14 protein-coding genes are annotated in these 21,897 nt (G+C 44.6%); 6 read left to right on the top strand and 8 right to left on the bottom strand.

The window, feature by feature from the left end:
* Nucleotides 1-56 precede the first annotated feature (56 nt).
* From EL628_RS21310 to EL628_RS21300, 3 genes are all read right to left on the bottom strand, one after another.
* The gene (locus tag EL628_RS21310; protein WP_126582035.1) at nucleotides 57-350 is read right to left on the bottom strand and encodes a hypothetical protein; all 294 of its coding nucleotides are present in this window, start codon (nucleotides 348-350) and stop codon (nucleotides 57-59) included.
* A gap of 431 nt (nucleotides 351-781) precedes the next feature.
* A complete protein-coding gene (locus tag EL628_RS21305) occupies nucleotides 782-2,896 on the bottom strand; it encodes a DUF1720 domain-containing protein (protein WP_126582034.1) in 2,115 nt (704 codons plus the stop codon).
* Between the two features lie 1,824 nt (nucleotides 2,897-4,720).
* On the bottom strand, nucleotides 4,721-5,989 hold the full coding sequence (locus tag EL628_RS21300; RefSeq protein WP_126582033.1) for a hypothetical protein: 1,269 nt from the start codon (nucleotides 5,987-5,989) through the stop codon (nucleotides 4,721-4,723).
* A gap of 437 nt (nucleotides 5,990-6,426) precedes the next feature.
* On the opposite strand from EL628_RS21300, the gene EL628_RS21295 reads away from it, so the two are divergent.
* Nucleotides 6,427-7,194 (top strand): SDR family oxidoreductase, encoded by a 768-nt coding sequence (locus EL628_RS21295; protein WP_126582032.1) that lies wholly within the window; start codon nucleotides 6,427-6,429, stop codon nucleotides 7,192-7,194.
* A gap of 129 nt (nucleotides 7,195-7,323) precedes the next feature.
* Here the strand turns inward: EL628_RS21295 and EL628_RS21290 are convergent, their stop codons facing one another.
* The gene (locus tag EL628_RS21290) at nucleotides 7,324-8,019 is read right to left on the bottom strand and encodes a hypothetical protein (RefSeq protein ID WP_126582031.1); all 696 of its coding nucleotides are present in this window, start codon (nucleotides 8,017-8,019) and stop codon (nucleotides 7,324-7,326) included.
* A gap of 347 nt (nucleotides 8,020-8,366) precedes the next feature.
* On the opposite strand from EL628_RS21290, the gene EL628_RS21285 reads away from it, so the two are divergent.
* Together EL628_RS21285 and EL628_RS21280 are read left to right on the top strand one after the other, a co-directional pair.
* Nucleotides 8,367-8,909 carry a hypothetical protein gene (locus EL628_RS21285; protein ID WP_126582030.1) on the top strand — a complete coding sequence of 181 codons (543 nt, stop codon included), beginning with the start codon at nucleotides 8,367-8,369 and terminating at the stop codon, nucleotides 8,907-8,909.
* Between the two features lie 226 nt (nucleotides 8,910-9,135).
* The gene (locus tag EL628_RS21280) at nucleotides 9,136-11,100 is read left to right on the top strand and encodes a serine/threonine-protein kinase (RefSeq protein ID WP_126582029.1); all 1,965 of its coding nucleotides are present in this window, start codon (nucleotides 9,136-9,138) and stop codon (nucleotides 11,098-11,100) included.
* A gap of 112 nt (nucleotides 11,101-11,212) precedes the next feature.
* Here the strand turns inward: EL628_RS21280 and EL628_RS21275 are convergent, their stop codons facing one another.
* From EL628_RS21275 to EL628_RS21265, 3 genes are all read right to left on the bottom strand, one after another.
* Complete coding sequence (locus EL628_RS21275; RefSeq protein WP_126582028.1) at nucleotides 11,213-12,532, bottom strand: outer membrane protein assembly factor BamB family protein; 1,320 nt, start codon at nucleotides 12,530-12,532, stop codon at nucleotides 11,213-11,215.
* Nucleotides 12,533-12,968: 436 nt separating this feature from the next.
* The gene (locus EL628_RS21270) at nucleotides 12,969-13,997 is read right to left on the bottom strand and encodes a hypothetical protein (protein ID WP_126582027.1); all 1,029 of its coding nucleotides are present in this window, start codon (nucleotides 13,995-13,997) and stop codon (nucleotides 12,969-12,971) included.
* 287 nt (nucleotides 13,998-14,284) lie between these two features.
* Nucleotides 14,285-15,166, bottom strand: coding sequence for a phosphotransferase family protein (locus EL628_RS21265; RefSeq protein WP_126582026.1), 882 nt, complete (start codon nucleotides 15,164-15,166; stop codon nucleotides 14,285-14,287).
* Nucleotides 15,167-15,258: 92 nt separating this feature from the next.
* Between EL628_RS21265 and EL628_RS21260 the strand changes: the two genes are divergently transcribed.
* From EL628_RS21260 to EL628_RS29925, 3 genes are all read left to right on the top strand, one after another.
* Nucleotides 15,259-15,609, top strand: a complete 351-nt coding sequence (locus tag EL628_RS21260; protein ID WP_126582025.1) for a cupin domain-containing protein — start codon at nucleotides 15,259-15,261, stop codon at nucleotides 15,607-15,609.
* Between the two features lie 593 nt (nucleotides 15,610-16,202).
* Nucleotides 16,203-20,276, top strand: coding sequence for a DUF6788 family protein (locus EL628_RS21255; protein WP_126582024.1), 4,074 nt, complete (start codon nucleotides 16,203-16,205; stop codon nucleotides 20,274-20,276).
* A gap of 622 nt (nucleotides 20,277-20,898) precedes the next feature.
* On the top strand, nucleotides 20,899-21,060 hold the full coding sequence (locus EL628_RS29925; protein ID WP_161975657.1) for a hypothetical protein: 162 nt from the start codon (nucleotides 20,899-20,901) through the stop codon (nucleotides 21,058-21,060).
* 174 nt (nucleotides 21,061-21,234) lie between these two features.
* On the opposite strand, the gene EL628_RS21250 is transcribed toward EL628_RS29925, so the two are convergent.
* The gene (locus EL628_RS21250; RefSeq protein ID WP_126582023.1) at nucleotides 21,235-21,807 is read right to left on the bottom strand and encodes a GNAT family N-acetyltransferase; all 573 of its coding nucleotides are present in this window, start codon (nucleotides 21,805-21,807) and stop codon (nucleotides 21,235-21,237) included.
* Nucleotides 21,808-21,897 lie beyond the last annotated feature (90 nt).

The following is a 21,897-nucleotide window of genomic DNA, read 5'->3' as shown; positions in this document are numbered from 1 at the left end:
CACATATGTTAATCAAAACGTATACGTAGATGTATACGTACACGTATACGTTGATTTCAAGCTTTCTTCCTGGCTAACCCTTTTGGCCAGCCTCTCTTTCTGCGATCTGCGGCTAAGGCTGCTGCATAATGGGGGATAAGGCGGATACCGCTTCCTGGCACGCCCTTAATTCGTCCGCTTGCCAGGAGCTGCGCTGTCTCTTGTAGGGTTGCATAACGTGAAAGCAGGCTACCATCTTCAATCATGGCGTGAATTCGCCCCGGCTTTACTCCCAGAAATGTTGCAACTTCGGAGACGACTAACATGTTTTCAAATGGTTCTAATGCTGCTACTTGATCGCTTGTACGCATACAGTGTTCCTTTCAACGATTGCAATAATAAATGGCTTGATCTATTTTATTTCTGGTTTGTGTTCTTGTCGTGGTTCTCCATGAGAACCGTACGGTTTTTCTAGTCTTGTGCAATTTCTCTTTGAACAAAATACACAAGAGAAGCTAACTTTCATTGGGTTCTCTTTTTGTTTCACCTGATTGTATGCTTTGTGCAGCCGTTTTGTGCAATTTGCAATTTTTGCGGAAGATTCTCGCAATTAATTGGCTCAAAATGGCTTTTTAAGGGCTTTCTGATGGCTTGAGACCTTTAACCTGATAAATGACATTGCTCATGGTCTTTCAGGGCCTCTCTCGTGCTTCTCAGCGCTTTCTGATTTCTCCGTTTTTTATTGCTATGATGCACAAGAATTCTGTCTGGCTTCTTCTGCTTTTTTCAGATTTTTAATCTGTTATGCTTGAAGCAAGCGTTGGTCCGAATGGAACAAGAAATGATCTTCAAGCAAGCTGATAAGATCGTTATAGGTCATTTCTGCATACTGGTCTAACTTTGGATGTTTGACTGGGGGACATTTCGAGTATTCTTTGCAACGCTTGATAAACATTCCTCCTGGTTTGCGGATTGTTCTCGCGCTTTTTTCATGCAGGCTGATTAAGATTTCCAGAAAGACTTGTGTTAGTACTTCGGCGGTAGACTGGGTGATACAGTCGTCATACCATTTGGTTTGGGTGAATTCGTGATCAAAGATGATGGAAAAAAAAGTGCCTAGTGTTTCTTTACGTAACGTAACGTTTTGATGTAATGTGTATATAATATTTTTAATTGTATTATTATACGTTACGTTACGTAATTCTGGATACTCAGAGAATGAGTCTACCGTTTTTGGTACACGAGAAGTATACTTTTTTCGCTCTTGATCCTGGTACTCCTGGATGACTGCGTCGATAGGGGAGACTTTTTGCACGCTAAAGTCTACACTGTCTACACATACTGGTTGAGCGGTCAAAAAGTCTTCCTGTTGTGGTTGGTAGGGGAGACTTTCTGGCATCTGGTCTATGTTTGGTTCAAATGTTGGATGAGAAAAGTCTTCTTGCCGCGCTATTGAGTATCTTCGTCGAATGTTCTGGTCTACCCGGCCATTTTTTGGGTAGACTTGTTCTTCCTGGGTATAGGGCAGTATCTCGTATTGTTCTTGATGAGGAGATGATTTTTCTCTTCTGGGGGTGCAATGCTCCTCACGTTTTTTATATTCGGCATTTCTCTGTAATGATTTTCTGAGAATTTCTAGTCCCAGAGCCGAAATGTTATTTCTTTTGGCGCGCTCAAGAATTGTTTCCGGGCTGTCATCTCGATGTGCTGTTTTATTGTAAATTTCACCAATCGTACATCCAGTAGCATAGTTCAGTGAGTAGGTCCTCTGGTTTTCGTTGAATGGCGAATAAGTAGACTCATAGTCTGCTGCTTGAGGCTGAGTAGACTCATAGCCTGTTGCTTGAGGCTGAGTAGACTCGTAGCCTGTTGTTTGGGGCTGAGTAGACTCATAGCCTGTTGTTTGGGGCTGAGTAGACTCATAGCCTGTTGTTTGGGGCTGAGTAGACTCGTAGCCTGTTACTTGGGGCTGAGTAGACTCGTAGCCTGTTACTTGGGGCTGAGTAGACTCGTAGCCTGTTACTTGGGGCTGAAGGTATTGGGAATGCTGTTTCTGTCTTATTTGACGGATGGTTGAGGTAGGGGCGTTTACAGCGTTTCTAGACCATGTAGTATGCCCCTGCCTTGGCGAGGATAATTGATGAGCCGGTTTATTCGTAGGAACCTCTCTCTGGCCTGGTGACAAGATCTGGCTCAAAATTTCACTGCTGATCTTTAAGGCGATTCGTTGCCCATGGATTGGGCTGATACCTTCAGATTGCAGGACAGCCAATAATTTTTTGAGCAGTACAGCTTCATCACTTGTTTGTTTTTCAATCACCCCATAGGTTTGTTTATCGGATGGCTGCCCCAACACAGTGGTAAGCAGGAGACGCTCTCGGACTCGTTTTGCAAACTGCTGAACTTTAGGGCGGCTATGGGCAATTAATCGGTCCAGTTCATCCAGGCTCTCTGGCGCTACATAGTGCTCGATAGGGAAGATAAGCTGGAGCTGCTTTTTATCGCGGCGTTTATGCAGAAAGTTGAGGGCACAAAAAATAACCTCGTACTTGTGGGTGGTATCATAACCCCAATTAATTTTTGCCGCTAGATCACGAACTGTTCGAACATTAATTACTGCCACATGTGAGCCTAATTGTGTCATACCTGGCAATACATTCTGCATGATTGCTGCATGACGTAGTACCGCAGCAAGAAACTTCAGCCCTCCAGCTTTGGGAAAAATTTTCTCTATTGTCTGAATCATCAGTGGATCAATCTGGTTTAACTGGATCTCACCAGATCGAACATGCTGATTGTCTGTCTCGTGTTTATGCCAAATGTCAATAGTGACCTCTTGCATACGTTTGACATCCCTTCCCATGTTTGACTGACCGTTTGCCTGGTGATCGATATATGGTTCCTCGTGCTGTAACATTTTTTGTACATCCCTTCCATCAACATCCCAACTGCCTGATCTGGTAACTTTTTTTTCGCCAATAATAGCTTTTTGTGTTATTCTTCTGTATTACTTAGTAGCGAGAGAACCTGGATATGATTCTGCCAAAATTCCTTCAAACTACTATGCATTTTTCTTTCGTATGGTAGTGCACTTAGTGATGAACATAGTACCTCGAGAAATCGTTTTTGACTAGTATGATTTGCACTGTTAGTTGCTTATTACTGTGATGATGTTACGCTCAAAAATGCACCTTACCCTGGTGGGAATTGCGCCAGACCATGGTGGGGTTTTCACCTAACCCCGGTGGGGATACGTACATGACTTTTGGTTGGAGATCGATGATGAGTAGAACTCATCGATCGATAATTGCAAATATTTATTTATTCTTATCTTGTGTAAAAGAGATTGAGCTCAAAATGAACTTTTTTTCATCTTTCCATTCGGCTCTTCACAATGCTTTTTACGTATCTAATTTTGATTGATCATATATATTTTTCCAGATTTATGTTATGCAAATAATTTTATTAACGTGTAATTTTTGTTGATAATTAATGGAGTAATTTTTCGATTTCGTCGAAAAATCAGTGCGATTCTTCACGTGAAAATGCACCAGACCCCGGTGGGGTAAATCACTGAATAGTCTTAAAGAATGCACCGAACCCTGGTGGGGTCAACGGGTCTTTTATTCTAGAAGAATGCGCCGAACCCTGGTGGGGTTACAGCTATTTACGAACCAGAAAATGCGCCGAACCCTGGTGGGGTTAACCGCAAAAGAATTTCCAAAAATGCACCGAACCCCGGTGGGGATAAAGAGTCTTTAGCTATCCAAAAATGCGCCAAACCCTGGTGGGGTTAACTGAATTAATACCCTTGACTCTGTATATCTGTTGTGGGGCTTTTCAAAAGAATGCTCCGAACCCTGGTGGGGTAGATAGGTAAGCTGCAATATTATGGCTTCTACTTATATATAGGAAGGGAAATGAAGAGACATGCATATTATTCTCTCGCTATGATTTACCTGAAGCCAGTAAGGATCTGCTTTTAATGGATGTGAGGAATCTGGAAAATGCACCGAACCCTGGTGGGGTAAACAACAAAAAAAATTTTCTTCTATGGTTATTTACAAGTATTCTTGTCAGCGGCTAAAGTGCTTTGTATTAGAGTTTCTTTTTCATCTGGCAACATGTGCTGGTGAAAAATGCACCGAACCCCGGTGGGGTTTCTGTTTTTTATGACCTGGAAAAATGCACCGAACCCTGGTGGGGTTAACTGCTTTTTCAAGTTGAAAGAATGCGCCGAACCCTGGTGGGGCTCTGCCTATTTATGAGCCAGAAAATGCACCGAACCCTGGTGGGGTTACAGTTATTTATTCATCAGAAAATGCGCCGAACCCTGGTGGGGGTCATAAAACCTATCCTTAAGGAAAATGCACCAGACCCTGGTGGGGTATGATACGTAAATTAAGCGAAGAATGCACCGAACCCCGGTGGGGTCTATTTTTTTACTTTTAGCTGAAAATGCGCCTGACTCCGGTGGGGGAATAGTAGTAGAATTTTATAGAAAAAAAGATCTAACTCTGGCGGGGGGATTGTGATCAATGCTGCAAAAATGCGCCTGACTCCGGTGGGGCTGATACAAAAAATGCACCAGACCCTGGTGGGGATGAGAGGCTTTAAGTATTGCTGCAGAGGAGACCTTGTGTTGCCTAGGGCATAAAAAAAGCATTTTTCGGCTTACAATTGCTTAACAATTGTTCATAGACCGAAAAATGCACCGAACCCTGGTGGGGTTCATTAAAGGTTACTGTTCCTTCGATCTGATCCGCCTGATCCGTCTTTTCTGAGGATTATTAAGAGTCTGGTACTCCTGGATGAGTTTGAGTGGTGGAAGAATCTCCCAGCGCGAGCCCAGCCAGTCTTTGCTCCAGCGCGTCTGGTTGCGATCTACATCTGTGAGACAGACCTGTTTGCCCACAATTCCCATCTCTTCTAGCTTCTCTAGAGAGGCTTCAATACGGGGAATAAAACGTGCAGTCATGTGTCGCTCGTCAACTTCAATCATACTGGCAGCCAGCAATTCCACCATAGAGATAGGAGTACTAAAGTCACCTTGCTTCGCTTGCTCACGCCAGCGTTCGGTAAGATAGAGGGCCAGTCGTAAGGCGTAGCGATCATTTTGTGGATTGAGTTTAAATATCTGGCTATCAACCTCTGCGAGATAGTAATTCTGGTGTTGTTCATAGGTACTAATCCAGTCGCCAGGGGAGACCAGAAAACCAATGATAATTTTCTCATCGATCAATGTCTTGCGGCTCACAACGGAATAGCGCATGTATGGTCCATCTACCTGGATAGGGACTGACTTTCCCTTTACCGTAATTGTACAGTTGCCACGTACATTGCATGAAGCCAGCAGAGCCAGATCTTGTAGAACCCTGTGTTTTTGTTCGGTGCGATACCCATCGGTATAGCGCTTGGAGGTGCCAGGATGAGCGACACGGCTATGCTTTTGAACCCCTTGCCATTGCAAGATCTCTTCGAGAAGCACCGCAACACTGCCACTTTTCGAGACACGGTCATTGTGGCGTCTGATATTCCAGAGCCCCAACACAATACGTGCTGTGAGCACCGTACTTTCGCTCAACTGGCGGATCTGTTTGAGTGCCTGGGGGATTTCTAACGGACGTTCAGGGGTCCCTAGATAGACCTCCAACGTATTTGACGCTTGATAGTAGATCTCACCATCACCAGGCCTCCACATATTTTTTTGGGCTAATGAGGCTTCGCGTACGGCCTGATCCGGTCGATAATTGGTAATTTTCATGTGCTCAGTGATATAGGGCGTGATACTCTCGAAGAGAGAATTTTCGTTTTCGATCTCTCCACGCTCGAGAAGGCTGGCTATATACTCGGTTGCCTCCTCTTCAGTCATATAGTCAGTAACATCCGCAAAGGTCTGATCGAGCAGAGCGGAGATATCGTTGTCGCTCTCACTATCCTCACTGAGCAGAAGTTCCGCATTTTCTGGGAGAGCGAAATCGAGTTTTTGCTGCTTGTGCTTATCCATCATTCTTCTCCTGTTGGCTAAATGCTTAAGCGCATTTACCTTCCCCACTATCTGACCTCTGACCCGATGGTTGGAGGTTGATTCATTACGTTTGCGTAATTATTGGAAATACTAGTTTATTCTTCCGCTTCTGTCAATCCTATGTGTTATTTTTGTCCATTTTATACCTTAAAAGTAGGTCGGTTATTTTTAGTATTTCTATCTATTTCTCTTTGGATGAAGCTCCTTCAAGTTGAGAAGCCTTTCTGCCTTGCGTCACCATTTATGCGCAACCTTCGTATTATACCTGGTATCAATTTACGCTTACTGACAATGCATGGTCCTTCGTATAGTTATCGAATTGTACCAACCTTGCGAGATGAAACAGAGTCGTGTGAGATCGTCTGTCTGAGCTTTCCAGATGATGGATGAGTTAACAGAGGCAAAGGAGTTCTGTTCTTATGGGTCAACTTGATCAGAAGGTAGCTATAATTACAGGGGCGGATAGCGGTATTGGTCGTGCTATTGCGCTCTTGCTTGCGGAAGAGGGAGCTGCGGTGGTGGTCAATTATGCGCACGCTCAGCAGAAGGCCGAGGAAGTGCGACAGGCAATTGAGCAGAAAAATGGACGTTGTCTGGTGGTTCAGGCTGATGTGTCGCAGTATCAGCAGGTACAAAATCTGGTTCAACAGGCGGTCGATCATTTTGGACACCTCGATATTATGGTCAATAATGCAGGAATGGAGATCCATAGTCCGTTTTTGGAGGTGAATGAAGAGCAGTTCGACCGTGTGCTTGGAGTTAATCTTAAAGGGGTTTTCTTTGGCGCCCAGGCCGCTGCTCGCGTCATGGTTAAGCAGCATAGTGGTCGCATCATTAATATCTCTTCTGTTCATGAAGATATTCCGATGCCTCAGAATGTACCCTACTGCTGCGCTAAGGGCGGCTTACGAATGTTGACGCGCACGATCTGTCTGGAGCTGGCTCCACATAATATTACCGTAAATAATATCGCCCCTGGTGCTGTGGATACTCCGATTGATGCCGATGTGAAGGCTGACCCTCAGAAGTTTTCTGCGCTCCTGGCGGAAATTCCATTGCATCGTATGGGCCAGCCAGAAGAGGTCGCCAGGTTGGTGCTCTATCTGGCTTCAGATGCATCGGCTTATGTGACTGGCTCCACTTTTACGATCGATGGAGGGCTTTCGGTCAATTCTGGTTCACTGTGATTGTGTCCTTATGCTATGTTGATCTGTGAGCATGTTTATCATTGGTTTCAGCCTCTTTGCACGTATGGTAAAGAGGCTGAGCAATAAAATAGAGCAAGCTACATTTTTATTGCTTCCTCTGCCTTTCTCTTATCTTTGCGGGGAATGCAATTTTTTCGTGCGCTGAAGGAGATCTTCATAAAGTTCCTGGCTAATAGGTTGGCAAGATTCTTCTCCGTTGCGTAGCACAATCTCAAAGTAGAGGTGGGTCGCCTCTGGTGGGAGATGAAAGGTGTGGCTTGTAATAAGGTTTTGACCGGTGAAGCTGTGGTCTAGCTCAGGGGGAGGCGCGAATAATAGATAGAGATACGGTTGGAGTTCAAAGTTGAAGATCTGATTAGGGGCAAGCGCTGTCTCTTCTGTATGATGTGTTTCGAGAATCTGTTTCCCGTTAATGTACCAACGGATGCTAAGGTGCAGTTCAGGGTGGCTTGTCTTATTCTGTAGCCCTACATGGTTGGCATCCAAAAATTTACCAGGGTGACCAATGAATGGGCGTAGCCCATCAGGATTCTGTATCTGCAATGCCTGTCCTGGAGGAAGGGGGATGCGTTGACCATAGTAACCATGGCTATTGCGGCCCTGGTCAAAGATTGCAATCTCTGCCGAGATGCAAGTTGTTAATGGTATGGTGCATGCTTCTCCAACTGCAATGTGTAGAATCTCCCAGGGATAGAGTTGGTCGGTCTCATGCAGCTCAGTTGGCTGTAAAAAGATTAACAGGTTATTTTCGGACTGTTGAGCGATATGATTATAGAAATGGAGCTGGACTGTTCTCTCTCCCATGGCTTAACTCCTTTATAGATAAGTGCATCTAGTGCTAGATGCATCAAATATATTCTCTATTCCGCCTGCATTTCTGGAGTCGAGTGTATTTTTAGTATAACGATCTGCTTAATTTATTTTCTTCATTGAGCATGTATAATGACTGTTCAGCTCTCTATGAATCTATTTGTGCATATACTCCGTGTGAGAAAGAGGGCAAATTGAACAGTATTGACTTTGCTATTGCTTTCTGTTATATATTGTTATAGCAGAAAGCAATAGCCATTGTTCAAAAGTATAGGCTGACGTGAAATAATCTGTTTTATCGATTGATGGTGCAAGCTATTGATGTCATGGAGGAATAGTTGATGCAAAATGCAGAGAATGTAGCACCGAAGAATGTTGCTTTAAAGCAAGGCCTGGTGTTTGGCGCTGGGCTAACCGTTATCGAGTTTGTGCAAGCGCTGGTGAATGCTCTTGTGCATCCTGCTGTTGTTGTGACATATGTGATCGGTTTTATTGTCTTTTTGTTGGCGCTGGCTGCGTATGCGGTAAGTGGTTTTCTGGCTTCTAAACAGACTGGAAAAGTGAGTACTGGCACGTTAGCAGGACTCTGGACCGGCCTCATCTCTGGTGTGATTGGCTTGATCTATACATTGATTCTTACATTTACACTTAATAGTAATAATATCAATCAAGCATTTGCAAATATGCCTAGTAATTCTGGGATGAGCTCTGAATCTCTTAAGACTATTGGCCTTGTCTCACTGGTGGTTGCTTTAGTCTTTGGCTCATTGTTTGAATTAGGTATTGGAGCTGGTGTTGGGGCCCTGGGTGGCCTGATAGGGAAAAATAAAGCTCCCAGAGTGGACCCTGTCTATCCTGAGTATCCATCGCAGCAGCCTTACTAACATACTTCATTTCATGGTAAGAAGAAGGGAAGAGGTTTTCTTCTCTTCTTTTTTATTACTTATAGATGCTTCTTCTGTCCCCTCTTTTCAGGCCGTAAAAACATCTGGATACTGCTTTGAGCCTTGACATTCAATGGACCTCTTAGTAGTATAAAAAAACGAGCTTTTTAAACGTATGAATAAATGATAAGTTTTTCTTATAACATACAGAAGAGGTAGCTTATTTATGGTTGATCGCATCGGGCAGCAAGTTGGGAGTTATCAACTTGTGCGCTTAATCGGTCAAGGTGGCTTTGCCGATGTATACCTTGGCCAGCATCAATATTTAGATCGACAGGCAGCTATTAAGCTGTTGCAGGCAAAGTTGACTCAGCAGGATCATCAGACGTTTCTGAAGGAAGCACGTACGATTGCTGATCTTACTCATCCTCATATTGTCCATGTGATTGATTTTGGGGTGACTACGAACGAGAATGTTCCCTTTTTGGTAATGGATTATGCACCAAATGGCACCATTCGCCAGCGTTATCCTCAGGGAGCACGCTTACCTTTGAATGAGGTTGTGTCCTACGTTAAGCAGGTGGCTGATGCGTTGCAATATGCTCATAATAAGGGCATTATTCACCGCGATGTCAAACCTGAGAACATGTTGCTTGGACCTAAAGGTGAGATTCTCCTGAGCGATTTTGGGATTGCGGTTGTCTCACAGAGCTCTCGTTACCAATCAGGTCAGGAGGTTGGTGGCACTATTGCGTATATGGCTCCTGAGCAGTTGCAGGGGAAACCCCGCCCGGCAAGCGATCAATATGCTTTAGGTGTGGTGGTTTATGAGTTGTTGAGTGGGGTTCGTCCCTTTAATGGCTCTTTTGCTGAGATTGGTAGCCAGCATATTTTTGCTCCTCTTCCTCCTCTTAGTGAGAAGGTTGAGAACCTTCCACCTATTGTTGAACAGGTGATTAGTACTGCTCTCGCTAAGGATCCTCAGCAACGCTTTGGAAGTATTCAGGCTTTTGCTAATGCTTTAGAGCAAGCATCTATAGCTATGGATGGTCCTACTCAGTCCAATCAATCAATGGCTCCAACCTACCGTAAGCCTGATGCTTATCCGGTTGCTCCTCCTCCTCCACTCTATGCTTCTTTTAATACTCCAGGCAACCAGACTCCTCCTCCTCCTCCTGGGATGAGTCCAGCGAATCCTTATAGTGGTTATGGTACTCCATCGGGAGCCTACCCTCCCGTAAATCCAGGACAACCATCGGGAGCTTATCCCCCTGTAAATCCGGGGCAGCCATCAGGAGCCTATCCTCCTGTACCACCAGTTTCTGGTGCTCAAGGAAATCTTTCAGGCCAGCCTCTTGTTGTGCCTGCTGCTCCATCAGTGATAACGAATACTTCTGATACGACAATGCAGATTCCTGCCGGACTTGATCTTCCTAAGGCAGAACCAGCTCCAAAACAGACATTCAGTCAGCCAATTCCCCCAAAGAAGCCACGTAGTAACTTTGGGTATATTGCTATTATTGTTGTGCTGGTTCTGCTTCTTATTGGAGGGGGAAGTGCCTGGGCTTATACGACTTTCTTGCACCCTTCTTCTGGCGTCGCTTTGAATACGGTAGATCAGACCAATCATGCGAATGCAACAGCAACGAGCTCTGCCAGTCTGACGGCTACAGCGAATGTTCAGATTAGTCCAACACTGTCTAGTACGCCAACGAGCATCGTGACGCCGACCGCAACGGCAACGTCCCCTGTTACGCAAGGAGTGACAGCCACGGCTACAGCCTCTAAATCTACTCCTGTCTCAGACGATCCTAATATAGTATATAATGGATCCACCCAGAATTTAAAGCTAACATGTATTAGCAGTTGTGATAAAGTATCCGCAATTATTAAATCGATTGAGGTTGATGGCAATACTTCAACAATGACCTGGCATTTTCTCATTACAAATACCGGAAATTCCGTGTGTAGTTATCATGCTGGAATGTCGTTGGAGGATCCAAATGGTGTGGTCCTGGATGTTTCCTCGGGAACTCTTAGTGAAGGGGCTCAGCTAGATGTTGGGCAGTCTTTGCAGGCGACGGCTATCTTTAGTTCCCTTCCGAAGCAAGGGATTATTTATCATATGAAATCCTATGAACGTTGCGGTTATTATGGGGGTGATAATCGCATTGTTCAGTTTGAATTTTAAGGAGACTTAGATTGAGCTGGCCCGTTCTAGACGATGGATGGGCCAGCTCGTTTGATTTCTGTTTGCGTCTGCTGTTCGTTTTCACGTGAAGGCATCGTAGTTTCGCTGCAGGTTACGCGAGTGCCAACGCAAAGATGCGGTGATCTGTTTCTGTTTGATAATGCCAGCGTTCTCTTCCATCAGTTTTTTGTAGTGCATAGATAGTTCCTGCAAAGTTGGCACCTGTATAAATCGTATCTGAACTGGTTGCGGTGATAGTTCCACTGTCAGGAGCAGTCGCACACCATTGATTTTTTCCATTCTGAAGGTCAAGATTGCAGAACTTCTGTGTTCCTGGCTCGGCTGAATAGATCCCCTGGCTGGTTATCTGAAGATTCTGGGCTTCCATATCCGGGTTGGTCCACAATGAGCTCCCAGTACTTGCTTGTAGAGCTTCAACTCCTTTGCCACCAACATAGAGAATGCCAGCGTTTACGATACTCTGGCTGATGACATTGTTGATCCTGGTCTGTGCATGCCAGATCTGTGTTCCCTCCTGCACTGAGAGGGCATCTACTGCATTGCTGATCTCTATATTTTGTTGATTTTGGAGGCTTTGGGCCGATGCGGTGGGGTAGATAGCATAGACTGCCTGCTGGGTCGCAGTAATAGTTACGGAGCCAAAACTAGTGGTGTACTGGTTTGAGTGCCACCGCTCTTTTCCGTCGTTGCGTTGAAGCGCATGGATTGTGGAAAAAGTGTTACAGGTATTTTTAGTGGATTGTGTTCCACATTTTTGAAGATCTGGGATGGTGGCTGTTACCGTGTAGATGCTGTCTTTTGTGATGACTGGTCTGCTTACATATCCATTGGGATGATAGTTCCAGATCAAGCTGGCATCGCTGGTTCGTCGTGCCTGAATGCTTTGGGTATTGGTTGTGGTATCACTAAGATAGAGGAGTATAATGCCGTCACAGACCTGGAGGTTGTCGATCTGTGTCTGAGGCTCTGCTTTGTATTGCCAGATCTGATGCCCATCTTTTGCATCCAGTGCCGAGATGGCGGTTGGTACTGGCTGGTCGCTATTTATCAGCGGATAGGTAACATAGAGTATTCCATTCGCAACTTGTAGCGATTGGAAGTTTGCTACTGTGGTATGGGCGATCACCTGGCTCCATTGTTGTGTTCCTGTTGTCTGGTCCACTGCCGATAATGTGATTGTTTTTGGATCATTGGCAAAGCTACCCGCGCCGATGTAGAGCGTTTTTGTTGGTGTGGGATCTGTTTCACATCCACTCTGTTGATTGGCTGTCAACGTTGGTCGGGCCGTGGCTGGAGGCGATGAGGGTTGATCGTTACAGGCACTGAGCGCTACTGTCCCAATCAGAAGGAGGGCGCATAGACCGGCTAAGCGAGGTCCAATGGCTTGCCCCTTTGCTTTTCGAATCAACATATATACAATAACCTCTCACTAATACAATGCATTATTTTACTCGGAAAAGTTCTATAGAGATCATGATTATAATATCTTACTATTTCATTACTTCCATCTCAATACACGCTTGCCTCGCCTGCTCAATACACTGACGTAAAAGGGTTTTTTTGTTGTCTATCGATCGGTGGGAAAAGAACGTTCTGGCGCTATTTGGGACAATATATCAGATAATAATAGCAAGCAAAAGCACTGTTAGAATTTGTTTTCATAGCTACTGGCTCATGCTCATAGTATGACCGAAAACTATCGATCCGTCAAATAAAAATCCTTCTCTCTCCTTTTGAGGGAGAGGGCGCAATTCATCCCTATAGCTGAAGCAAGGTTTTTTCTTGCGCCTTCCTGGTAAAAGGAGGATGGTGGGTGCTCTCATCCTCCTTGAATGGTTAGAGAATGTTTAGAAATGGTCCGCTAGGATTGGTAGCTCGGTTCCAAAGGTGCCACCACCAACCAGCAGGCCACTGGAATTGGGGATGATGGTGAGATCGTTCAATGTGGCTCCTTGAAGCTCTGGTACTGCAACCAGGCTCCAATTTTTGCCGTTCCAGTGTTCAAAGATGGTCTGGCCTGGCTGATAGCCAATAGCCCAGACATCATGCGCTGTATGGCCTGCAACTGCTGAGAGGACGATGTTCCCGGCTGGACTTTGAATAAGTTTCCAGGTTTTGCCGTTCCAATGTTCGATGAGTGGAATATTAATGCTCCCGCTGCTGCTGTAATTGTTGACGTAGCCTACTGACCAGATGTCGTCTGGTGTTAATGCTCTGATTGAGTTCATGTATGTTGTGCTGAAACCTTGCGAGACTGTGATGTTGGGGCTGGGAGTTATCGACCAATCGGTGCCGTTCCAGTGCTCAAACAGTGTCGCATTGCCCTGTTCTCCTGCGATCCAGACGTTATTGGATGATAGCGCTACGATAGCACTAAATTGTGTAGTCGATGTGTTGATGGGCGTTTTGATGGCGCTCCATGCTACTCCATTCCAATTTTCTACAAGTGGAAGAGAGGAGCTCTGGTCTGTTCCTCCCCCTGAGCTTCCAAGCGCCCAGATGTTGTTTGAGGCAAGTGCAGAGATGCCTTGAAGTTGGGATGTGCCTCTGGCTGCTGGCACAAGTCTCCAATTGGTGCCATTCCAATGTTCGATTAATGGTTGATTTCCAGTTATGATATTGAAGATTCTCCCCACAACCCAGACGTTATTGGTTGCGATCTCTGCCACTCCCATGGGAACGGCATGGGTGGCTGGGTTGGTTTGTGGGATGGTCGCTCCTGGAATCACCTGCCAGATCTTGCCATTCCAATGTTCGAATAGCGTCTGATCATAAAGGTCGTTGCGCAGTGTATTCCCTACTGCCCAGGCCTCGTTTGTATTTATTGCTGCTACTGAGTTGATAATACCAGGACTCTGCGTATCTGCATTTGCCATTATCTGCCAACTAGTAAGCGGTGAACTTTGCAGTGTGTGCCCGAAAGCCCTGGCTGTATTACTGGAGAAGATACTTATACATGCGTATATTATACAGAGTCCACATATGAAATTGCCTGCTTTAAAATTCCATAAAGATTTCATCTTTCTACCTCTTTCCCAGCAGTTTTTCTGTGGATAGAAGCTACATTATTTGGCCGACAATTAATTTTAAGGTCTTTTGGCTAAATACACAATAATATACATATAGATGTATTAATGATGAAATAAGATGAAGAGATGGTTCATCATGATAGTTTCTTTAGTGCTTGTTCTACAAACCACTGATGTTCTTTCCGCATTTTCTCCTCTTGTTTCTCGTCTCCCGCCCATTCCGCAAGTTTAAAGGCGGGTTTGAGAGCGGAATAGAGGTCCCAATAGGGGAGGTTGCTATAGCTCAATGTTGTGAGAGCTTGATACTGTTGTGTGAATTTTTGCATGGCGTCTCGCCCCAGTGACCAGAGGATCTCGAGCCGGCTATTTGCCAGATCGACAAGCGGGTCTCCGATCTGCGCATCCTCCCAGTCGATGGTTGCAATCAGTCGTCCATTCTTCCATAAGGTGTTACCAGGCCAGAAATCTCCATGGAGCAGGACGGATGGATTTTGTTGTGGTCTGGGCCAGGCTCTTTCCAGTGTATTGCGAATAAGCTCTTCATTCAATGTGGTATCCAGTTTTTCTGGTCGTTTATAGATGTTGTTGTCGGCAATTTCTGCTTGCTGTGGTAGAAAGGACAGCTCTGTTGTGGCATGTGTCAGTTGATGTATTCTGGCAAGCTGATGGGCGAATTGTCTGCTGAAATCTGGAGCGGCCTGGGGGCCTGCTTCTCCATCTATATATTCAATGACAATGTAGGGGGTAGAGAGGAGCTTGCCGGATTGATCAAAGTAGTATGGTTTTGGGCTGTTCAGGCCAGCGGACTCTAGATATTGTAATAATTTGTATTCGTCTGCTGCAATCTGAGGATTTCGTGCCAGGTCTATGGAACCATGCTGGCGTACTACGATTGTCTGAATCTGGTGGTCCGGTCGTTCGATCTCAATAGCAGTCACCTGGGCTGAGACCCCTCCCTTTAGCTCCCAGGTTCGAAGTAATCTGCTGTTGGGAACGATCTTTTGTGCGATTTTCATGTAAACTATTGTCTTGCTTGTCACCTCTGTTATACATCAGCCTTTCTATGGTATGCTAAATAAATACGTTCATGATATGAAAGGTTTTACTTATGGATAGTTTTCCCCCTGCACACCTTCTTAATCTAAGTACTCTGGCTCAATCTTGTACTGAGACCTATCAGAATTTTGTCGTTAATAAGGTTAATGCTAGCTGTTTGCGTATGGCTGTCTGGAGTGGTGATTATCCCTGGCATCGCCATCCGAATTCCGATGAATTATTTATGGTCGTGGAAGGTGAGTTGATGATTGATTTCCATGATCGTGAGACCGTGACTCTGCATCCTCTAGACGTCTTTACCATCCCGGCAGGCGTTATTCATCGCACGCGTGCGGCTGTGAGAACCGTTAATCTCTGTTTTGAGGAGATAGCGGCTGAAACAGAGTTTGTTGATGAGAAATGATCAGGTTTCCAGGCGCCTTCATTGCCATTTGTGATTGTTAATGTAGTACGATGATTCATCTTTCTTCCTATGATAAAGATTACTATTTGTATTCTTTATCATAGTGTATGATAGTTCAATTTTTTTATCAATGGAAACAGATGTTTTACATTCTCTCTGGACTGTGCGTCTGCTTGCTTGTAATTAGGAATCTTTTAGCAATTTTGAGGCACATATAACATTGAACCAACAAATTTTTGCATTGTAGAGGTTCTTTTAATAAGTGTGAGAGCGTTTTGTCTATATATTTACAGTACTTTGTGAATGGAATTTGTGAAGAGGATATTACAAGGGGTAGAAGCACGCGCTAGCCTAAATTGATCGCAAATAGTAGGAAAATAGGTAGTTTGTTGACGAGTTTTGCTATAATATAATGATGGTTTTTCTTCCATGCTATATAATATTTTGAAGAACTCTTTTAAAGATCTACTTTAATCGTGATCTTTATCGTCTGGTCTATCTCCGCTTCTCGGCGCTATTTTTGTCGATTGTTAGCGCGTTCCGTTCTGATTTCGGGTTTTGTCAAGGATGCTTTTCGATCAGGAGATTGTGCGATGAATGACAAGGTTACGTATCACCAGCAGGTGAGCTATTGTGGTAAGCCTCGCTGTCGTAAGTGCCGTGAGGGGACTGGCCATGGTCCTTACTGGTATGCCTATCAGACGGTGGATGGCCGAACGACTCGCACATATATTGGAAAGCATCTTCCAGCTGAAGCACAGGCGAAGATGAATGGTGGTCAGGAGCCTCGTCCTGCTCATGCGTCGGACCGAGATCAAGCAACTATCTGTATTTATGTGTTGGGTCAGTTTCGTCTGGAGCGCCGCGATCCTCAGGAGAATAATGATTGGGAGACGGTGACCGATTCTAGCTGGCAGCATCAACGTGTTCGTGCTCTGCTTGGCTGTCTTGTCAGTGCCGGTCGCAGGCTTGGCCGAGAGCAGATTATGGAGGCGCTCTGGCCCGATCTCGAATCAGATGCTGCTGGTGGCCGCCTGGATCGCGCTGTGTATAGTCTGCGTCAGTTATTTGAGCCTCAACGCGATCGTCTGGCTAATTCCCCGCTTCTGTTGACTGAGCGTGAAATGATTGTGCTGGCCGATGCTCCCAAGATCTGGATCGATGCCGACGCTTTTGAACAGGCTTTGAAACGCGCTCATGCCAGCGCAGACCCAGGCGAAAAAGAGAAGTTTTTTCAGGATGCAGCTAATCTCTATGGCGGCCCTTTCCTCCCTGAAGAGACGAAGAATGAGTGGACGCTTGGTCGCCGTGAAACTCTCCAGCGTAGCTGGATTGGCCTTTTACTGGAACAGGCCGAACTATTTATTCAGCGCGATGCTCTCAATAATGCAATTGAGCCTTTAAATAGACTTTTGTCGATTGATCCTACGAATGAGGCTGCTGTCCAGAGTCTGATGAAGCTTCTGATGCAGTTGGGGCGGCGAGCTGAGGCTATTCGTGCCTATAAGCGCCTCCGTGAGGTGCTCCAGGCTGAGTATCATATTTTACCTCTACCTGAGACACGGCAGATTTATGAGTCTCTCCTGGGGGCAAGCAAGCGCTCGAACGCTGCTTCTGTTCAGGCAGAGCCAGCCGAGCCTCGCTCTGGTGAGGAGGGCCGCTCGCTCGCTCAACGCGGCAGTATTGCGAGTGCCAATGAGATTGCTGCGGTCCAGATTGGCCGTTCTCATCAGAGTCCTTTAATTGGTCGTGAGCGCGAGTTAGGCTTGTTAAATGCTCTGGTGAATACGACCGATACGACTCTGCGATATCGCCTGGCCGCCCAGAAACGGACGGCTCTTTCAACGCTTGATCCTCATCGGCGCCCTCAAAGTGTTCTGCTGCTTGGTGATGTTGGGATTGGCAAGACGCGGCTCGCTGAAGAAGTCAGTCGTGAGGCTAAAAAACGTGGTTGGGCCGTTGCCTGGAGCCGCGTCTTTGCACAAGAAGGAAGTATCCCTTATCGACTCTGGACCGAGGTTCTACGCAAAGCGATGGAGCAGGGGGCATGGCAGCGCAAGGAGGTTGCGACCCGCTCTCTGACTTTTCAGCCTCTGAGTGCTCTTTTGCCAGAGATGCAGGAATATTTGCTGCCAACCATCTATGCTACTTCGCTGCCACCGGAGCAGGAGCAGCTCAGGCTCTGGGAAGCTGCCCGTGAATTGCTGACCCTCATCAGTTCCAGTACGCCGCTTCTGATCGTGCTGGATGACTTGCAATGGTCTGATACCAGTGGCTGTGAGCTATTTGCCTATCTGGCAAGACGTATCTATGGCCTGCCAATCATTATTGTAGGCACCTGCCGTGACAACGAGCTTGATGCTAAGCATCCTTTACGCTCCATCATGACCGATCTCCAGCGCGAAAATGCCCTTGAATGCGTCTCACTCGAGCGTCTGAGCAATGAGCAGATTGCCTCTCTGGTCTCGCAAGTCTCGCACATTCCCGAGCCACTGGTCCCCCGTATTAGCGATCGAGCAGCCGGAAATCCCTTCTTTGCAGAAGAGTTGGCACGAACTATTGGATCACAGCCTACTCTTGCTGAAGAGCTCAGCCAGGCAGTAGTCAACCTGCCCGAGACCATTACCGCCGTTCTGGATCTCCGTCTTGCACGCCTGAGCCAGCCTTGTTACAAGCTTCTCAGCAATGCCGCCGTTCTTGGTGGCTCGTTTGACTTCAATATCATCAGCGCCATGGAAGCTGGTAGCTCCAGTCATGGTAGCGACGAAGACCTGGTCCTCGATCTCCTGGAAGAAGGTCTCCGATCCGGTATGCTCACTGAAGAAGGGACTGGCACCCGTATCACCTATAGCTTCTGGCATCCTCTCCTGGCCAGTCACCTCTATGATGGCCTCTCTGCCGCCCGCCGCGCCCGCCAGCACCGCAAAGCCGCCGACGTCCTCAAAAAACTCTACAAAGGTAAAGAAGAAGAAGTGGCTGCAGAGATTACAAGTCATTTAATAAAAGGCGGTGAAAGCTCTGAACAGATTGCTCATTTTGCAGAGTTAGCTGCCAATCGTTCTTTAGATCTGTGTTCCTATGAAGATGCTGAGTATTATTATAATGTTGCACTTGAACATATTCCTGATAACTCTGAGGAATGGCAAAGAAGAGCATATATATTGGAACATTTAGGTGAATGCATTAGAGTCCAAGGGAAGTATGAAAAAGCTCGAATTTTTTATCAGAAATCTTTAGATCACCGTATTTATTATAGCTCTCAGGATTCTTTGATTGATCTCTCTCAAGAAGCACAAGTTCAATCTATTCTGTTATGCGAGATTGGACAGTGTTACTACAATGGTGGGGATATGGCGAGTGCAAAAAAATATTTGGAAAGTAGTGAAAAGATTCTGAATAATTTTAAAGATACCTCCATTTCTGCTAAAGGAAGATTATTATTACAGCAAAGTTATGTAATTTGGCGTGAAGGAGATTATACTCTTGCACGCCCTATGGCTAATGAAGCTTTATCTGTTTTAGAGAAAGTTATTAATGAAAAAAAGCTTGCAGAAAAAAATAAGCATAAATATACGTCTGCTGAAAGAACATTACTTGGTGATCCTGTTGAGATTGGTCGTGTACATGTTTTACTAAGTAACATTGAAGCAACAGGAGGTAAATGTAGCGATGCTCTTCCTCATCTCAATAAAGCGCTAGAAATATTTGAACAATATGATTGTTCAAGAGAAATTGCTATTGTAAGCTGTAATTTAGGGGATCTGTATTTAAGAACTGCTCAATATTCGCAAGCTCAAGCAGCCCTACGACGTTCTCTAAGCATTGCTGAACGTATAGGTGAAATTCCTCTTTCTTCTTTTGCAATTGGTAATTTGGGAATCTTAGATATGCGTTTAGGCGAATTGTACGAAGCTGAGAAAGAAATGGAGAAAGCTATTTCTTTAGCAGAGAGTGTACAAGATCCTATTTTTCAAAGTATGCTGAATTCTTCTCTTGCAACCGTGTTACAAGAACAGAGAAAATTCCCCCAGGCTGTTTCTGCTTTAAAGAGTGCTTTAAAAATGGCAAGAGCTACTAAAGTTAGTCCATGTATTGGATTAGCTTATATGACATTAGGCAAATTTAGATTAGCTTTAGCACTTGATAAAACAGAAGGAATTGAAGAGAAGGAAAGACTAAAAAACTTAAGCAGAGCTTTTAGTACACTTAAACATGTTTTGGCCTTAAAAGGGATAGAGGTAGAAACAAGAGCAGAATCTAGGCTCAATCTGGTACAAGTATTGTTGATACGTGAAGATTTTGTAATTGCTCATCAGCAGGCATTAAATGCTTTAGAAGAAGCTCAACAATCCGAATTAATTTGGCTAATTGCTAAGTCTCAAGCTGCTCTTGGTTGTACTTTTGCAAGTATAAATCAACTTGATCAATCTTACAATTATTTTGATAAATCCATACGCGCTTTTCGTCGCATTAATATGCGCTTAGAATATGCACGCGTGTTATTTAAATATGGGGAAATTTTACTAGAAAATAGTGAATTATCTAGTAAAGATTTCGTTAAAGGAAGCAATTTTCTAATAGAAGCTAAACAAATATTTATTGATTGTAAAGCAGAATTAGATTCACTTCAATTAAATGTTATATTAGCAAAACACAATATTTTTTGATATGATAATAATATAAAAATTTTTACGTTATTCGAATATTAACTTACAAATTTTGAATAATGCAAAAATTAAATGTTAAGAGATTTATTTTAAGCATAAATTTGAACATTTGTTTGATCTTTTTAATGAGGATAGCGGAGTTTGGCCTATAAATATACATAACAAAATAAATAAGCACAATTTTATGAACAAAAATACCTAAAATTTTAATAAAGTTCTCTAATTTTTGAGATATCCACCTCAAATTCATCCTCACAAACCAAGTTGGTTTCCTCCTTTCCTAATTCTGCAAAAGTCCTAGTAAGATAGGATTGTTTATTGCCAGCAACTGCGGATCATATCTTTAGAAACATGGATAAAATAGGCTTTTTTTTGCTCTTTGATGATGTATATTTTAGGCAGAAAGTAAAAGTGATGAGAGACATGAGGCAAAGAATGAAGCTTCTGAAGAAAAAGTAATATTTAATTCAGTTGATTCTGCATTGGGTGTTTAGATCTCTCTGGTACTTTAATCAATATTTTAGTCTGACAGTTCGTAATTCAGATTCATTTTTACCCAGCGTAATAATCTGAACTTAGCAATTTGCACAACAGTTTTTCAACACAGAAAGGAAATTCATCCATGAACATTGCACTTCGCAACCGCCAAATGTTTGCTCTGATCGTTGTTGCTTTATTGACATTGCTTGTGATTGCATTTGTACTTCTTAGCACAGCTGCTCATATTAATCTGTGGCACTCTGTAGGTCTTCTTCTTCCGAAATTTGTTTATCCCTATAGCTAGTATATGAAGTGCTAGACCTGTTGACCTGTTGTGCTAGCAAGACGATGGGATAGGCATCGGCCTCTGCATTTGGAGGAAAGGATGGTGTGGAATGTCTCATTATGACTAACCGACAACAACAAAAAGCAGACGCTCGCCAGACGCTGGTGAGCGTCTGCTTTTTGTTATTAGGTTCTACGCTTCTGGTACTGGCACCAGCTGCTTCTGGAGGTAGAGATAGTGATGACCATAGTGAGTGACTTCTTTTAACGTTTGATATCCCAGGCGATGATAGAGACTGAGAGCTGGCTGGTTCTCGTCCTCCACCCGTAGCGATGCTTTCGTATAGTTCTCCTTCATGGCCAGTTGTTCGGCTGCTTGTAGGAGCTGGGTACCGATTCCCTGATGAGTCCAGTCTGGTTCTACAGCCAGGGCTTCGATGCACCATTCGTCTGGAGCTGATTCTCGAACGAGTGAGAAGGCTGATCGATGAAGATGTTCGACCACCTGTCTTTCTGTGGTACGGTTGATCTCATCCTCATCCTTGCCCGCGAAGCTGAGGATTAACCCTGTAATCTGTTGCTCTTGCTCAGCTACTAATATGTGTTGATAGCTATAGCGGTTCCTGGGGAGCACAAATAAAGCTCTTAGCCAGTGATTGCCCGCTTGCCGATCTGCCGCCGAACTCCCCCACATATCTCCCAATGATCTCCTGATTAAGTCAGCTGCTATTGGGGCATCCTCGACCCTTGCTGCTCTAATAGTCATACCAGCCTCCTTCTAATGACCGAATCGTTGCTTAGATAGATTGAGCATCCCTATGAGTCTTCGCATCAAAATATAGTCTGCTCTAGTCTA

Origin of the sequence: Tengunoibacter tsumagoiensis (assembly GCF_003967535.1) — a bacterium.
In the GTDB taxonomy this organism is placed as follows: Bacteria; Chloroflexota; Ktedonobacteria; order Ktedonobacterales; family Ktedonobacteraceae; genus Tengunoibacter; species Tengunoibacter tsumagoiensis.
The sequence above is the reverse complement of the archived record's forward strand: the minus strand, read 5'-3'. Positions and strand labels throughout refer to the sequence as shown.

Coding starts and splice junctions, on each gene's coding strand:
- EL628_RS21310 (WP_126582035.1), bottom strand. CDS start 350: ATGCGTACAAGCGATCAAGTAGCAGCATTAGAACCATTTGAAAACATG.
- EL628_RS21305 (WP_126582034.1), bottom strand. CDS start 2,896: ATGTTACAGCACGAGGAACCATATATCGATCACCAGGCAAACGGTCAG.
- EL628_RS21300 (WP_126582033.1), bottom strand. CDS start 5,989: ATGATGGATAAGCACAAGCAGCAAAAACTCGATTTCGCTCTCCCAGAA.
- EL628_RS21295 (WP_126582032.1), top strand. CDS start 6,427: ATGGGTCAACTTGATCAGAAGGTAGCTATAATTACAGGGGCGGATAGC.
- EL628_RS21290 (WP_126582031.1), bottom strand. CDS start 8,019: ATGGGAGAGAGAACAGTCCAGCTCCATTTCTATAATCATATCGCTCAA.
- EL628_RS21285 (WP_126582030.1), top strand. CDS start 8,367: ATGCAAAATGCAGAGAATGTAGCACCGAAGAATGTTGCTTTAAAGCAA.
- EL628_RS21280 (WP_126582029.1), top strand. CDS start 9,136: ATGGTTGATCGCATCGGGCAGCAAGTTGGGAGTTATCAACTTGTGCGC.
- EL628_RS21275 (WP_126582028.1), bottom strand. CDS start 12,532: ATGTTGATTCGAAAAGCAAAGGGGCAAGCCATTGGACCTCGCTTAGCC.
- EL628_RS21270 (WP_126582027.1), bottom strand. CDS start 13,997: ATGGCAAATGCAGATACGCAGAGTCCTGGTATTATCAACTCAGTAGCA.
- EL628_RS21265 (WP_126582026.1), bottom strand. CDS start 15,166: ATGAAAATCGCACAAAAGATCGTTCCCAACAGCAGATTACTTCGAACC.
- EL628_RS21260 (WP_126582025.1), top strand. CDS start 15,259: ATGGATAGTTTTCCCCCTGCACACCTTCTTAATCTAAGTACTCTGGCT.
- EL628_RS21255 (WP_126582024.1), top strand. CDS start 16,203: ATGAATGACAAGGTTACGTATCACCAGCAGGTGAGCTATTGTGGTAAG.
- EL628_RS29925 (WP_161975657.1), top strand. CDS start 20,899: ATGAACATTGCACTTCGCAACCGCCAAATGTTTGCTCTGATCGTTGTT.
- EL628_RS21250 (WP_126582023.1), bottom strand. CDS start 21,807: ATGACTATTAGAGCAGCAAGGGTCGAGGATGCCCCAATAGCAGCTGAC.